This window comes from Cysteiniphilum sp. QT6929 (assembly GCF_030035755.1).
GTDB lineage: Bacteria > Pseudomonadota > Gammaproteobacteria > Francisellales > Francisellaceae > Caedibacter > Caedibacter litoralis.
The window spans coordinates 137,203-152,097 of the sequence record NZ_CP103983.1 but is presented as its reverse complement, the minus strand read 5'-3'; the positions used below and the strand labels follow the sequence as shown (position 1 = coordinate 152,097).

Annotated in this window: 9 protein-coding genes; 4 read left to right on the top strand and 5 right to left on the bottom strand. The window is 39.3% G+C overall.

Annotated elements, in window-relative coordinates; genetic code table 11:
* Nucleotides 1–69 precede the first annotated feature (69 nt).
* On the top strand, nucleotides 70–1,329 hold the full coding sequence (locus tag NYP54_RS00695) for a CNNM domain-containing protein (RefSeq protein WP_283156720.1): 1,260 nt from the start codon (nucleotides 70–72) through the stop codon (nucleotides 1,327–1,329).
* On the opposite strand, the gene NYP54_RS00690 is transcribed toward NYP54_RS00695, so the two are convergent.
* Entirely contained in the window at nucleotides 1,326–1,772 is a 447-nt protein-coding gene (locus NYP54_RS00690) for a PACE efflux transporter (RefSeq protein WP_283156719.1), read from the bottom strand. The two genes, NYP54_RS00695 and NYP54_RS00690, sit on opposite strands and share 4 nt — an antisense overlap.
* 211 nt (nucleotides 1,773–1,983) lie before the next feature.
* On the opposite strand from NYP54_RS00690, the gene NYP54_RS00685 reads away from it, so the two are divergent.
* Genes NYP54_RS00685 through NYP54_RS00675 form a run of 3 tightly spaced genes read left to right on the top strand, consistent with a single transcriptional unit; the run spans nucleotide 1,984 to nucleotide 6,317 of the window.
* A complete protein-coding gene (locus NYP54_RS00685) occupies nucleotides 1,984–2,784 on the top strand; it encodes an efflux RND transporter periplasmic adaptor subunit (protein WP_283156718.1) in 801 nt (266 codons plus the stop codon).
* A 5-nt stretch (nucleotides 2,785–2,789) separates the two neighbouring features.
* Nucleotides 2,790–4,130 carry an HlyD family efflux transporter periplasmic adaptor subunit gene (locus NYP54_RS00680; protein WP_283156717.1) on the top strand — a complete coding sequence of 447 codons (1,341 nt, stop codon included), beginning with the start codon at nucleotides 2,790–2,792 and terminating at the stop codon, nucleotides 4,128–4,130.
* A gap of 3 nt (nucleotides 4,131–4,133) precedes the next feature.
* Nucleotides 4,134–6,317, top strand: a complete 2,184-nt coding sequence (locus tag NYP54_RS00675) for a biotin/lipoyl-binding protein (protein ID WP_283156716.1) — start codon at nucleotides 4,134–4,136, stop codon at nucleotides 6,315–6,317.
* A 216-nt stretch (nucleotides 6,318–6,533) separates the two neighbouring features.
* Here the strand turns inward: NYP54_RS00675 and NYP54_RS00670 are convergent, their stop codons facing one another.
* The 4 genes from NYP54_RS00670 to NYP54_RS00655 form a co-directional block, all read right to left on the bottom strand.
* A complete protein-coding gene (locus tag NYP54_RS00670; RefSeq protein WP_283157496.1) occupies nucleotides 6,534–7,397 on the bottom strand; it encodes a LysR family transcriptional regulator in 864 nt (287 codons plus the stop codon).
* A 54-nt stretch (nucleotides 7,398–7,451) separates the two neighbouring features.
* On the bottom strand, nucleotides 7,452–8,168 hold the full coding sequence (rph, locus tag NYP54_RS00665; protein ID WP_283156715.1) for a ribonuclease PH: 717 nt from the start codon (nucleotides 8,166–8,168) through the stop codon (nucleotides 7,452–7,454).
* Nucleotides 8,169–8,382: 214 nt separating this feature from the next.
* Nucleotides 8,383–9,798 carry a bifunctional D-glycero-beta-D-manno-heptose-7-phosphate kinase/D-glycero-beta-D-manno-heptose 1-phosphate adenylyltransferase HldE gene (gene hldE / locus NYP54_RS00660; protein WP_283156714.1) on the bottom strand — a complete coding sequence of 472 codons (1,416 nt, stop codon included), beginning with the start codon at nucleotides 9,796–9,798 and terminating at the stop codon, nucleotides 8,383–8,385.
* Nucleotides 9,799–9,944: 146 nt separating this feature from the next.
* Complete coding sequence (locus NYP54_RS00655) at nucleotides 9,945–14,783, bottom strand: NAD-glutamate dehydrogenase (protein WP_283156713.1); 4,839 nt, start codon at nucleotides 14,781–14,783, stop codon at nucleotides 9,945–9,947.
* Between the last annotated feature and the right edge of the window lie 112 nt (nucleotides 14,784–14,895).

Genomic DNA, 14,895 nt, shown 5'->3' with positions numbered 1-14,895 from the left:
AATAATGCGCTGCCCACAGCTGATTGCTATGATAACCGGGTGATAAATTTAATATATAACCAATAACTCATGGATCTTAGCTTTACACTTCTTCTTTTGGTCATTTTAATTTTATGCTCTGCTTTTTTTTCAGGGTCTGAAACTGCAATGATGTCGTTAAATAAATATAAATTGCGGCACATGGCAAAACGCAAGAACAAAGCAGCCAAACGTAGTTTAAACCTGATTAAACGCCCTGATCGCCTGTTAGGCATGATTCTTGTCGGCAATACCTTTGCCAACATCATTGCCTCAGCGATTTTAACCAGCTATGCCGAGCAGCATTTTGGGCATATTGGCATGATTATTTCAACCATTGTATTAACCATCATTATTCTACTATTTGCTGAGATTATTCCAAAAACACTAGCGGCACTTTTCCCGCAACAGTTGGCTTTCCCTGCTTCTTTTCTACTACTCATCTTGCTCGTTTTATTTTACCCACTTGTGTGGTTATTAAATGGTTTTGCTAATCTGTTATTTCGTTTAGTAGGACTTAAAATAAAACACAAAGAAACGGCTGAGCCATTAAGCAGTGATGAGATTCACTCGGTTGTCCACGACTCCAAAAGTAAATTGGGACCCCGAAACAAAAATATGCTTTTAGGTGTGTTGGAGCTTGATCAAATCAAAGTCTCTGATGTGATGATCCCACATCATAAAATCGAATATATCAACTTGAGTCTTGATATTGTTGAGGTCATTCACCAAATCGTTCATGCAAAGCACTCTATCTTGATCGCATGCTATGAAAACATTGAGAATATTGCCGGTATTATTCTCACACGCGAGGCATTAAAGTTTATTGCCACGGATGACACGCCCACCTATGAAGATGTTTTAGCGCTACTTAAAGAGCCTTACTATATTCCCGATCATATCTCTATTAAGCGCCAATTGATTAATTTCCAACAAAAAGGCATGCGTTTTGCCACTGTAGTGAATGAATATGGTGAGATTGAAGGCATTATTACCGTTGAAGACATTATTGAAGAAATCGTTGGTGAATTTGCCGATACGTACAACCTTGAAACCCATATTAAAACAGGTAAAGATAATACTTATAGCACCACTGGAGATACCACCATTCGTGAGATTAATCGTCATTTGCACCTGCATTTGCCAACCCAAGGCGCTAAAACCATCTCTGGCTTTATTATCGATGAACTGCATGAAATCCCAATTGGCAACTGTTGTCTTAAAATCAATGGGTTTATTATCGAGGTGAAAAAGGTTGAAAATAATATGATAAAGCTGGTTAAAATCCATGAGATTAACTCAATTTCTTAGGCGATTGCTCTACGCGATAATTGCAGATATAAACAGTCAAATAACCAGTTGTAGACAAAGGCATAGATCAAGAAGAATACGACAAAACCGATATCAACAATAAACGCCTGCCATAACGTCATATTAAGCCAGTAAGCAACCAATGGAATCGTTACCACTAAAAGTCCCAATTCAAACAATAATGCATGTATTGTGCGCGTGATGGCACTGCGCTTGAAGCGATCTTTGCCAAGCTTTGCCTCATAATGATCAAACATCCAGTTGTAGATGAAATTCCACAGCATCGCCATCAATGAGATAAGTACACCCAACACACCCACCTCAACAATGCTTTTATTTAACACCAATGCCGCTACAGGGGCGAAAATGATAATTGCAAATAACTCAAAACCAATCATATGAATGATCCGTGTCGTTAAACTAAATCCATTATTCTGTTGCATAACAAGCTCTCTTTGCTTTTTGTTGTCGGTTAAATTGGTCATTAGTTTAGTTAAATATCTGTCATTTTAAAACACGCACTAAATACGCACTTTGCTATATTGTTATCGTCAAATTCGCACATAAGAAAAAGTTATTATCCATTGTTATCACGACATCTTATTACTACGCTCAACATAGACAAAAACAGACATCACTATACAGGGAACCGTTATGTACAGACCTATTATTTTCTATACCAGCTTGCTGATGACTAGCTTGCTATATGCAGCTGAGCCTACGCCAACAAGCATTAGCTATGACAAATCAAATAGCACATATGCCTCATTGTTTCCGATACAAAAAGCTTCATTATCAAGTCCCATGACTGGTGTTATTCAGAAAATCAACTTTCGCCCAGGAGATCAATTCAAACAAGGTGATGTGCTTGTGCAATTTGATTGTGAAGAGGTTGATTTAAAAAGCAAACGTGCTCAAGCCGAGCTTGATGCTGCTAGTGCGCAATTAGATAGTACAACTGAACTTATGCGCTTAAACTCAGCAAGCAAAATTGAGCTTGCTAAAGCAAAAAGTCAGTTTGAAATCGCCAAGGCAGATCTTAACATCATGAAATTCCAACAAAAGCAATGTCAGGTGTTAGCGCCCTATCATGGCGAAGTCGTCCATCAATCTGCTGAGGAAAATGAAACCGTTAAAACGGATGATCCCTTAATTGATATCATCGATAATCGTGAGCTTGAGATTAAGATGTATATTCCCTCAATCTGGCTGCAACATATCAAAGCACAAACACCTTTTACTTTACAGTTAGATGAGCTACCAAAAGAGCGCTTTCAGGCAGTAGTAACAAAGGTTGTCGGGCAAATTGATCCAGCAAGCCAATCGATTTTAATCTATGGCAAACTAGCATCTTTAGACACAACCGATAAACTCACACCGCAAATGCTGTTCTCAGGGATGAGTGGCGTTGCCTATTTTGACCTAGACACACAAGCAACGGTTAACAAGGAGTAGGTAGCATGAAAGATACATTAGCCAACCTGCTTTCTTTACAACAAGAGTTAAGAGAAATCAATAAACTCAATGAGCTGGCTTTTTTTATTGCACATCAAAGCAAGGTCGTCATTGATTATCAGCGCGCACTGGTGTGGAGTTCTTGGCAGAATAAGCATATTCAAATCAGAAGTGTCTCAGGCATTACCCGTTTGAACAAGACAAGCCCTTATCAACTATCTGCCACTGAATTCATTGATAAGCTCATTACCTATTATGCACAAAATAGCGATTTGCAAACCATTGATAGTGAAACTTCGGTTGAGGCTGTCAATAAAATCTGGTTAGAGCCCTTATCTAAATATGCAACCTTTTATTTTTTTCGTAATAGCCATAAAGAAATTATCGGTGGCGTGCTGCTATTGAGTAACACGTTACCAGAAGAAAATGAGTTTAAACAATTTGACTGGATTGCCCACTCATACAAACAAGCATGGCTGCATTTAAGCAAACCACGCAACATCTTTGGGCAGTTTGCCTATTACTTTAAAAGTCGTAAACGTCGTATTATTTGGCTCATAATTATAGCTGCATTTCTTGCGATGTTTATACGTATACCACAAAGTGTATTAGCCCCTGCTACGATTATTGCCAAAGACCCTATAATCATTACCGTACCAATGGAAGGCGTGATTGAAACCGTCTTTGTGAAGCCTGAGCAATACGTCACCCAAGGTGAAGTTTTATTTGATATGGATAAGCGAGATCTGATCAACGCTAATGAACTTGCACAAAAAGAACTTGCTACTGCTACTGCAAAATATAAAACAGCGGTTCAAAGCAGCTATCAAGACATTCAAAAACGCGCTGAAATCCAAGTTTTGCAAGCACTTATGCAAGAAAAGCAACTTGAAGTTAACTATACGGCACATCTGATAAGTGAATCTGATGTCAAAAGCCCGATTAATGGTATTGCGATTATTGATACCCCGAATCAATGGTTTGGTAAACCCGTTGTCACGGGTGAGAATGTCATGCAAGTAGCAACCCCAGAACAGGTTGAAATGGAAATCTGGTTACCTGTTGCTGATGCCATTAATTTTAACAAAGGAGATAAGGTAAAGTTATTCCTAAATGCTGATCCACTTAATCCTGTTTATGGCATTATTGATTACTCAAGTTTTGAAGCAACGATTACACCATCACAGATTTTGGCTTATCAAGTGATTGCACGTATTAACTCAGATCAAGATATACCTAAGATTGGCAGCCAAGGAACTGCCAAACTAATGGGCAGTAATGTTAGTTTATTTTATTACTTATTCCGTAAACCAATCACAACCTTAAGACAGTTTTTTGGGTGGTAAATTATGCAAATGTCGATGAACTCAGAATTACCAGAGATTCTCCCGCCCTTACGTGAAGGTGTTGTCTTGCAAAAAGGTGGTATGGACTTTAATAATAGTCCAACATGGGTTGTTCAGGATCTTCTAAATAATCGCTTTTTCCATCTTGGTTGGCGCGAGCACGAGATACTGCGCTTTTGGCAGAATATTTCGCCTGATGAGCTAATTAATACGGTCAAATCAAATTCACTAGCGCAAGTTAGCACAGATGACATCACGCAAATCCTGAAATTTTTATCACAAAACTGTTTGATTGAACAATCTTTTAGTACCATGAAGAGTATTAATGAAGCGCAAGCACCTAAAAAGATGAACTGGTTTTTATGGCTTGCCAAAAACTATCTATTCTTTCGTATCCCCTTAGTTAAGCCAAATCGTTTTTTAAATGCTATTTATCCTTACATGCGCTTTGCACTTGGGAAAGGTTTCGCACTTAGCATGATGCTATTAGGCATTATTGCCATTATCTTTACATTGAGACAATGGGATCAGTTTACGCACACCTTTTTTGCGCTTTTCTCCATTCAATATATTCTACTCTATGGTATCGCACTAATACTTGCTAAGAGCTGCCATGAATTAGGACATGCATTAATGTGTAAGAAATATGCGTTAAATGTGCCAACGATGGGGGTCGCTTTTTTGGTCATGTTTCCCATGCTTTACACCGATACCGGTGAGAGCTGGAAAATCAACGACCCCAAAGAGCGTGTATCCATTGCGTTAGCAGGTGTTATCACCGAGACATATATTGCGATCTTTGCGTTATGCGCATGGTTACTCATGCCTGAGGGAGCGATTAAAAGTATTTGTTTTTTTCTAGCAACCTACAGCTTAATGACCACCTATATCATTAATATCAGTCCGTTTTTGCGCTTTGATGGTTACCATGTACTGTCTGATGTTTTAAGCATGCGTAATTTACAAACCCGTGCCTTTGCATTGACCAAATGGAAAATGCGTGAGATGCTATTTGGGCTGAATATGCCTGAACCTGAACAATTTTCTCAAACGCGTCAACGTGTTTTGATCACCTATGCGGTATTGACTTGGATCTATCGCTTTGTGCTCTTTCTAGGGATTGCGATCATGGTCTATTATTTGTTTTTTAAGGCACTAGGTATCATCTTATTTGTCATTGAAATTGTTTATTTTATTTTACATCCCATTTATCGCGAACTAAAAGTCTGGTGGAGCATGAAAAGCAACATATCACTTAATAAAAACACCTTCATTTTTTCGATCATTATCCTTATTCTGATTGGTTTATTTTTTATTCCTTGGCAGTCACAAGTCTCATTGCCGGCAACCTTGTCTTATCAAACCAAGCCACTTTATACCGAAATTGCAGCACGCGTAATATCTGTCAACGTTAAAAAAGGTGAAAGCGTAAAAAAAGGGCAACTCTTAGCACAACTTAAATCTGATCAACTTGATTTTCAAATCGCCCAAGCTAATGAAAAACTAAAGCAACTTATTTGGCAACAAAGAAACAGTGTCCACTTTCAAACAAAATTGGATCAACAGCAAGTACTACAAACACAAATTAATCACACGAACACCCAACTCAATCAATTATTAAAGCAACAGGATAAATTAGTCTTTACGGCACCTTTTGATGGTGTTGTGGAGTCATTATCCGAGGATTTGCACCCTGATGCTTGGCTTAAAGCAAAACAAGCATTAATGCTTATTGTCAATAGCAAAACTTTGCAGCTACGCGCATATACAACGGCGGATGATCAGGATCAGTTAAAGCTTAATCAAAAGGGCTATTTTGTTCCTGAAAATATTGATCTTGCTAAAATACCCGTTGAGATTAGATATATTGTGAGCTCACACTCAAGTGTTTTCAAAAGTCAAAATGAAAACAAAGCGAACTTAAGCTATATCCATGAAGCAGCTCCATTAAGTGCATATCACGCGTCAAATTTTGGTGGAAGTATTGCAGTTAACCCTGATAAGGAAGGCAAACTCACACCGCAGGAAAATGTATTTTTAATTTTATTAACGCTTATCTCACCTTTACCTTATGAATTACCCCATGTTGTTAGAGGTAAGGTGTTTATTGATATTGAACGAAAATCACTTGCCGCACGTCTATGGCAGCAAGTCCTTATCCTTTGGGTAAAAGAGTCTGGATTTTAAACTATACGCTGGCTGAGCGCTAGGGGACGTAAGTTGGCTGAGCGTTAGTCGAAGCCATTTTCTGTCATTCCCTTTCCCGCTCCCCCTTCGACTTCGCTCAGGGGACGGATGTTGATTGAGCGTCAGTCGAAGCCATTTACTGCCTTTTCCTCCCCCCCTTCGACTTAGCTCAGGGGACATGCGTAGGCTGAGCGTTAGTCGAAGCCATTTCAGGTATTAGTTAATCGCATCAATTAACGCCTTAAAGTAACTCGGCAACACACCACGATCATACCAACATAATGAAATTTCATGATCATAAAACCAATTATCTTTAAGAATGATCACTTTACTCTGATCACAATACTGCTCAAAGAATTGCTTAGTAACCACCGTATAACCAAGCTCAAAGCCAACCAATTGCGCTAATTGATCAGGAGAGTTGATAAAATGTCGGTCTTTGCGTGCAAACTGCAATAAGTCATACTTTGCCAAATAGGAAAAGGTAATGTCATCACTACTATCAAAGTCGATAATGTTTTCATTAAGCACAATCTCTTTAATTGAGCGTTTTGCCCATATCTTAGGCACAATAAAGACATAACGCTCTGGAGATAGCGCCTTAGTGCACATCTCTTTTGAAATTTGCTTATTATTAACAATCGCTAGATCAACTTGCCCTGTTTTTAACAACTCATGTCGCGCTTCAATATCTTGAATTTGCAAATGTAGTCTTAGTTGCGGGTATAATTTAGCAATGGTTGTCACTACTTTGACAATCCGTGTTTTCATTAATGTCGAGGAAGATACCAGTTTCAAAGCAATAATATTGTCACTTTCGCTCATGTTTAAGCTATGCAAATAGCTGTTTTCTAAGTTTTGCATATCATGACAATATCTAAGCAGTACTTGCCCTTCTTCTGTCAATTGCATGCCCTTACGTGAGCGGATAAAAAGTGACGCGCCAAGTTTCTCCTCAAGCTGCTTTATTCTTTGCGTTACCGCAGTTTGCGTCAAAAAAAGAGTCTCCGCGGCAGCATGTACCGTTTTATTTTTCTCAACACTTAAAAAGGCTTGTAGTAAAGGGCTTAGGCGAATCATGGTTTTCACTCCAATATTTTTGGCGTATGTAATTAGGGCGTATACAATACGCCCCTACGGTAGGTTACGCGTTTGCTTGAAAATCTCATTAATCCCTTTTTTACCCAAAGCAAGCATTTGCGCAAAATCTTCTTCTGAAAAAGGTGTACCTTCAGCGGTTCCCTGAATCTCGATAATACCACCATTATGCGTCATCACAATATTCATATCCGTATCAGCATCTGAATCTTCAGCATAGTCTAAATCAAGCACGGGGGTTTCTTTATAGACGCCAACAGAAATGGCAGCAACATGCGCCTGAATCGGTTTGGCATCTTCTTTAACAAGTCCATTTGCTTGCATATATTTCACTGCATCTTCAATCGCAAGACTCGCTCCAGTAATCGCAGCCGTTCTTGTGCCACCATCAGCCTGCAAGACATCACAATCTACCTTTATGGTAATTCCTGGAAACTCATTCAAGTTGACTGCCGCACGCAAAGCACGACCGATTAAACGCTGGATTTCTTGCGTTCTGCCTGATTGTTTACCTCTTGCAGCTTCCCTATCCATTCTTGAGTGGGTGGAACGCGGCAGCATACCATATTCAGCCGTTAGCCAACCTTGATTGGCATCTTTTAGAAATTTAGGCACCTCCTTTAGTACCGAGGCATTACATAATACTTTGGTATCGCCAAAAGACACTAACACAGAGCCTTCTGCATGTTTGGTAAATTGATGAATTACCGTTAATTTTCTCATTTCATTGGTTTGGCGTTGACTTGGACGCATTGTTCTTTTCCTTTTATTCTTTTTTGCTCTTTTTTTGTTCTTTTGTTCTTTTGTTCTTTTATTTATTTCATATCTACCGTAGGGGCGTATTGAATACGCCCAAAATATGATAATACTATTTCTTACTGGAGTTGCTCACTTTTTCTATTTCAACTGTAATCATCAATAATACCAAAGCATACTTTGTCAGTTGTAAGCACTAAGGTATAAGTTTCTACTTTTGATTTTTTATTTTTTCAATAATCGACGTACTCGAGTGACTAGGCTTTAAGGTGATGGTCTTAACCTCGCCACCTGCGGCTAATACCTCTTTGGCTCCTGCAATTTGCGCGATTTCATAATCTGCACCCTTAACCAAAATATCCGGCAACAGCTCACTGATAACCCGCTTAGGGGTATCTTCCTCAAAAGCTACCACCCAATCGACACAGCCTAATGCCGCAAGCACTTCCATCCGCGATTGCAAATTGACGTATGGTCGAGACTCACCCTTTAAGCGCTTAACCGACTCATCGGTATTGACAGCGACAATCAATCGATCACCCAAAGCACGCGCTTTTTGTAAATACTCAACATGTCCGGCATGCAAAATATCAAAGCAGCCATTAGTCATAACGACTTTCTCACCTTGAAGATGAACTTCACTCATTGCTTTTTTAAGCTCGGTTTGACTTAAAATACCTTTGTGTACACTCGCTTGTGCATGAAGTGAATCATGCAACTCTTGAGCATTTAATGTTGCTGTGCCGACTTTACCAACGACAACGCCTGCTGCGGCATTCGCCAGACGCATCGCTGAGATATAATCATAACCACAGGAAACTGCCATTGCCATCACTGCAATGACGGTGTCACCGGCACCGGTAACATCAAAGACTTCTTTGGCAACGGTAGGAATCGTGGTTACCTCACCGTTTTTTAACACCAACGTCATCCCTTCTTCGCTACGAGTAATTAACAGTCCACCTAAATGACAGTTTGCTATTAATTGATGCGCTTTCGCAATTAGCTCATCTTCAGTGTGACACTTGCCAACAACCGCTTCAAACTCCTTGCGATTTGGTGTTATTAAAGTAGCACCTTGATAAATACTAAAGTCATTGCCCTTAGGATCAACTAACGTTGCAACCTGTTGCTTATTTGCAAGCTTTATGAGTTTTTGCACATCATGCAAGGTGCCCTTACCATAATCTGACAATACCATCACATTATAGTTTTTAAGCACTGCCTCAACATTGTTGAAAAGCACACCTTCATCAACTTGTGCAAAACCTTCTTCAAAATCAAGACGCAAAAGTTGCTGCTTTTGCGATAAAACACGCAACTTTGTAATCGTTGGCAAATGTGTTTCAATCAAATGACTATGAATTGATTGATCCGCTAAAAAGTTTTTTAGTATGTGCGCTGGCTCATCTTGCCCAACCATCGCACAAATTCCAGCCTCTCCTGCTAAGGAGGTAATATTTAAAGCGACGTTACCAGCACCACCTGCGCGATCTTGGATATTCTTAACATGTACCACAGGAACCGGTGCTTCAGGTGAGATACGTTCTGTTGAACCATAGTAATAGCGATCTAACATCACATCACCTACAACTAAAACGCGTGCTTTTTGTAAATTGCTTTGCATTATTTGTCTTATTAACCCTGATAAGAATGGGCATAATACTACACTAAAGCTTAATAGAATTACAGTTTGTCGTTAGTGCTATTTGTAAGATAAATATAAGAGAGAATATAAGGCTTGATAGCGTTGAACGCTATCAAGCGTAAAGGTTAATGAGAGCGCGCCAAATCGCTTAAGCTTCTAAAAGCGATATTGACGGATTCAAAGTTTGGCTCATCCGTGCGCATATCTTCAATGAGACCATTCCAGCGTGCTAAATAACTGCTGTTGGTACTCAACCAATGCTCAACTTTGTCATTGACATCTTCGATATCTTTGGTGAATTCAATCACACGTCTGACCAAGCGGTATTGCATTTTATCCAGATCATCACGTAAGGCCGATGTTGATAACGTGCCCCAGTACGATTGCTTACCACCTAAGTGGTTAATGCAACTTCTAAACCAAGATAACCATAGCTTTTGATTAAGCAATATAGCAATCTTTTCAAATGACTTACTATCCTTTGAGATCTCTATACTATGCGCTAAATCCATCACGGATGTTGCCATTTTAAATGATAACACCTGATCAACAATTGTTTTTGGCACACCTGCATCAATTAAAGCCGTCGCTTTATCCTCAATCTTTTGCTTTTCTGATGAAATTAACAATCTTGGAAAGACTTTTAACGCGCTAGGTGCTGTATGTCTATACTTAGCAATCACCTCAGCGATTGGGAAGCCTTTAGGTTCGTTGCGTAAAATCCAGCGGCAATTACGACGCACAAATCTAAATAAGATCTGTAAGCATTTCTGAATGCTTTCAGCGCTTACTTGTCCACTTAATTTTTCAACTTTTTGCCACAGTTTATCCAAAGAGAAGATCTCAACCACAGCAATAAACGCTTTGATAATATCGGCAACCGACGCCCCTGTTTCATCATATAGACGTTGAATAAAGGTGACCCCCATGTGCAACGTAACCGCATTGGTGATCTGTGTGGCAATAATTTCACGCTTGAGCTTATGCCCTTGCATTAAATCCGCGTATTTTTCACGTAGCACCGTTGGGAACTCCCACAATAAGAAAAAGTTAAAGTGCGGATCATCTGGTAAGTCAGATTTCAAAATCTGCTGTTTAATCATCGTCTTGGTATACGCCATAATCACAGAGAACTCAGGCGCTGTTAAGCTTTTGCCTGATAACGCACGTGATTGCAGCATCTTATCTGTTGGTAAATACTCAACCTCACGATCAAGCTGCATCTTACGCTCAAGCTCACGCATCAAGCGTGCATATGATTCAACAAAATAGCGCTCTTGTGATTGCAGTTCATTAGCAATCGTGCGGTTTTGACCGTAGTTATTTTGCAGCACCAAATGCGCGACATCATCAGACATCTCAGCCAATAATTTATTGCGGCTACTTTCGGATAACTCACCGTTTTCAATCGCCATATTCAGTAAAATTTTGATGTTTACTTCATGATCTGAACAGTCAACACCCGCAGCATTATCAATCGCATCAGTGTTGATCGAGCCGCCTTTTAAGGCATATTCAATACGCCCTAACTGTGTGCAACCTAAGTTACCGCCTTCACCAACCACCAAGCAGTTTAAATCACGCCCATTTATGCGCACTGGATCATTGGCGCGATCACCAACGGCTTCATTGCTTTCGGTATGCGCTTTGACATAAGTACCAATGCCACCATTCCACAATAATTCATAATCTGCTTTCAATAATAACTGAATGAGTTTGTTTGGTTCGAGACTGACCGCATCTGTTTTTAACAATGCTTTCATTTCAGGACTTAATTGAATGCTCTTAGATTGACGGCTAAATATACCACCACCTTGTGAGATAAGCTTTTGGTTGTAATCTTCCCAGCTTGAACGCGGTAAATCAAACATGCGTTTTCTTTCTTTATAGCTTGAAGCCGCATCTGGATTTGGGTCAATAAAGATATGCATATGGTTAAAGGCACCCACTAAGCGAATATGCTTGGATAATAGCATACCATTACCAAATACATCACCTGCCATGTCTCCAATACCGACAACCGTAAAGTCCTCAGTTTGGGTATCTTTACCTCTTTCTCTGAAATGACGTTTCACCGACTCCCAAGCACCGCGAGCGGTAATCCCCATCTTTTTGTGATCATAACCATTAGAACCACCCGAAGCAAAGGCATCCCCTAGCCAGAAATCATATTCCATCGCCACACTATTGGCGATATCAGAGAAGGTGGCCGTACCTTTATCTGCCGCAACCACTAAATACGGATCATCCTCATCATAGCAGATGACATGTTGTGGCTTAATGATTTCATTATTTTTAATGTTATCGGTAATATCTAACAATGAGCTGATAAACATGCGATAGCAGCTAATTGCTTCTTCCATCACCGCTTCGCGCCCTTCTAGAATTGGCAATCTTTTTGGTAAAAAGCCACCTTTTGCACCCAATGGCACAATGACCGCATTTTTAACTTGTTGTGCTTTAACTAAACCTAATACTTCGGTGCGATAATCTTCTTTTCTATCTGACCATCGTAGTCCACCACGCGCGACTTTAGCACCACGCAAATGAACCCCTTCAACACGTGGCGAATACATGAAAATCTCAAACATTGGCACAGGTTTTGGCATTTCAGAAATTCTTGATGGAATTAACTTAAATGAGATGTATTCCTTATGTTGATTATGCGCATCTTTTTGATAAAAGTTCGTTCTTTGTGTTGCTTCAATTACCTCTTGTAAACGACGTAATAGTTTATCTTGATCAAGACTTGCAACGTTAATGAGTTTTGCAGCCAATATCTCGCGAACATCTTTTGCTATGATCTCACGCTCTTTTGCTTCATAAATAGGGTTAAAGCGAGCATCAAATAATAACACCATCAGACGGATAATCTCGGCATATTCGATATACGTATCTTCAATATATTGTTGACTAAAGCGCACACCAATTTGTGTCATATAACGCGTATAAGCGCGCACAATCGCCACTTCACGCCAATCAAGACCCGCATAAACAATGAGTGAATTAAAACGATCATTTTCAGCAACACCTGCCCAAGTAACAGCAAATGCTTCTTTTAACTTATCGGTTACTTCAGCAATTTCAACTGGCTTACTGGTCAATAAAGCAAAATCAGACAACCAAACAAAGCCACCTGATTTAGGTTTAACTTTATAAGGGCGCTCTTCAGCAACGGATAAACCAAAGTTTTCTAAAATCGGCATGACCTGACTTAACTGCACTGCCTGATCTTTTAAGAATAATTTGAAGTGTAAACGATCACCAGATTCTTCAAGTACCTGATATAGACTCATCGATAGGCGATTTTTGCGTGCCTGTTCAAAATGCAGGATATCCGAAACTGCTTTGCGTGGGATATAGTCATCTTTGTAAGCAGAAGAAAAGGCATGCGCATATTCTTGGGCATAAGATCGACCTTTGTTCTCGCCAAATTCTTCAATTAAATCATCAAATAGATAATCGCTCCACTGGCGCTCAACATTTTTAATTTTATCTTCCAATAATTCTAAATCAACATGATCCACCGGCTTATTACCATCAAGATAAACCGTAAAATCAATGCGACATAATACACTTTCTAAGAAGTTTGTTTTAAAAGTGATACGTTGACCGTTCAACGTCTTTAACAATATGCGCTCAACACGCTCTCTGACTTCTGAGTTATAACGATCTCTTGGCATGTATAACATACAGAAATAATAACGGCTAAATTGATCTTTGCGCACAAACAACTTCATGACTTGACGCTCACGAATATGGTAAATGCCAAGGGCTGTGTTAAACAACTCCTCATCTGAGCTTAAAAATAACTCATCACGCGGATAGGTATCAATAATATTACTTAACGCCTTATAAGCATGACCAAACTGTCTAAAGCCCGATTGCTTTAACACCATTTCTTTACGCAAACGCAAAAAAGGAATGTGTTGTGGTGATGAGTGGTATGCTGTTGATGTATATAAACCGAGCAGCCGTTTATAACCAGTGATTTCACCTTTTTTGTTATAAATTGCCACTGAGATAATATCCATGTACGCAGGACGGTGAATCGGAGAAATCTCATCGGATTTCGCAACTGTTAAAATGGCATCGACATTTTTATTGATATTTAGATTCTTCTCATAGATATCATTTAACGCCGTAATGTAATCATCATTAACTGAGAACAAACCTAATGCTGATGATTTCTCAGCGACAAATGCCTTTTCACCTTTTACAGGTGTGGCATTAAATGCACAATAACCCAAAAAGATAAAATGATCTTTTTTTAAGAACTCTAAAAAGTCAATCGCTTCTTCATAATAGTTTTGTGCGACTTTATCTTTAGGTTGATGCACCTCTTTGATCATCGTTTGCAACTCCGCCTTCATCGGCTCAAAGTCACGAACAACCGCCTGCAGTTTTTTATAATTTTCAGCAATTTTTTGCTCAATCGCCTTAAGCGCATTTTTATCATCTGTCTGGCGATCCACTTCCATAATCACTAAACACGTCTTATCCTTGCTCGTAGCATTTTTATCATCTGTCATGCGGTCAGCTAATGAGATAAGATTGCCTTTAGCATCACGCTTTAAATCAATACCACCAATATTCATCATAAAATGAATACCAAGCCCCATCGATGACATCAACATCATTAACGTATCAACAATAAAAGGGGAATCCTGACAACTTAGCTCGATAACGGTATGACGTGATACCCAGCCATTTTGTTCATATACCGGATTATATGCGCGAATCAGTGCTTTTCCTTCGGGGTTTTTGTAGATAAATTTCCAAAAAGAAATAATCGAACCATATAAATCTAATAGCTCACGCTGATGAAGCTCATCTTCTGATATCACGCGTACATAAGCTTTTAATAGAGATTCGAGTATTGAGGCATCCTGTGACGAAAATTTCTCATTGAACATGCTTGTTAATTTCTGAATAACCGCTTGCGTTCTCTCGTTGTAGTGCATTTTTAACCTACTGTTTTGTTTTGACAAAATACGCATGCATGATAAGCGAGTTTTGCCTGTCCCTCAACAGTAAGTTCTGCCTAAAATAAAGTTTTTTTACCTATTCGTGTCA